The following is an 882-nucleotide window of genomic DNA, read 5'->3' on the forward strand; positions in this document are numbered from 1 at the left end:
ATCCGCGACCAAACAGCACTGAGAACGCTTCAGGAATACATCAGGACGCAATGCCTTCGATGATAGCGATAATTTTACTCATCATCCTTCACATCTGGCTCTGTAGACAGGATGGTGATCACTTCTGGAGTGAATCCAGATTAAACATCTCATTGCTGATGCTTGATATTGAGCATCTTGCGCGCGGTAAGGGGCTGCGTTGAGATAAGAGCCAGTCATTACAAATACCAGGATTTAGCCTCGCATTCGCGGGGCTTTTTATTGCCATTACAAAAGCCACTCCCTACAGAGTGGCTTTGATAATGGCTTATACCCTACACGGGATAACTTAACTGATATCCCTTTTAACGGATAAAGGTATTCAAGCCTGACACATCATGCGCTGTATCGTCGCCGTATTCCCGTATTAACAGAGACCGTAGCCCGACGGGGAACTCCTTCTGCGAGAGTGTGCGGGAATAATCAAAAACGATGCACACCGGGTTTTTACCGCGTTTATGGTTCGCGGGTTTGTCCCTCATGCTCGCCAGTCCTGTGCGGGGGTGGAAGAAACAGGACACTTACACAGATTCTTGTGGGCACGATGCTATGCCTTTCTGGATTATCCCGATGCCATTCATGCAAGGCGTTGTATCAGACGTTCGTCAGAGCTGTCAGGCTGACGGGTCCTCCCGGTGGGGTGGCCTACCACGGGGCGGGAGCGTCGCGGAAAAAGGCTAGTTTTTGAAATTTTATTCGTCATCACCACCACTGTGATTGATTGATATTACAGTGATTTTATTTTTATGGTGTCGATTCTGATTGTTTTTTGTTCATCACTAACACCGTTTGCCTAAAGTTGTTCGCAAGATGCATGTTTAAAACATTCTGGAGCGGGTATGG

The 882-nt window shown here is 47.4% G+C and carries 2 protein-coding genes and 1 pseudogene; 2 read left to right on the forward strand and 1 reads right to left on the reverse strand.

Features of this window, described 5'->3' with window-relative positions; genetic code table 11:
- Together FTE26_RS08495 and FTE26_RS08500 are read left to right on the forward strand one after the other, a co-directional pair.
- Positions 1-63: pseudogene (locus FTE26_RS08495) on the forward strand (lysis protein); the annotation flags it as partial.
- Positions 51-203 carry a hypothetical protein gene (locus tag FTE26_RS08500; protein ID WP_001139675.1) on the forward strand — a complete coding sequence of 51 codons (153 nt, stop codon included), beginning with the start codon at positions 51-53 and terminating at the stop codon, positions 201-203. The pseudogene FTE26_RS08495 and the gene FTE26_RS08500, both read left to right, overlap by 13 nt.
- 141 nt (positions 204-344) lie before the next feature.
- Here FTE26_RS08500 and FTE26_RS08505 read toward each other — a convergent pair whose 3' ends face one another.
- A complete protein-coding gene (locus FTE26_RS08505) occupies positions 345-521 on the reverse strand; it encodes a hypothetical protein (protein ID WP_001205135.1) in 177 nt (58 codons plus the stop codon).
- Positions 522-882 lie beyond the last annotated feature (361 nt).

Origin of the sequence: Escherichia sp. S10b, assembly GCF_028421345.1 — a bacterium.
Classification (GTDB): Bacteria; Pseudomonadota; Gammaproteobacteria; order Enterobacterales; family Enterobacteriaceae; genus ECMA0423.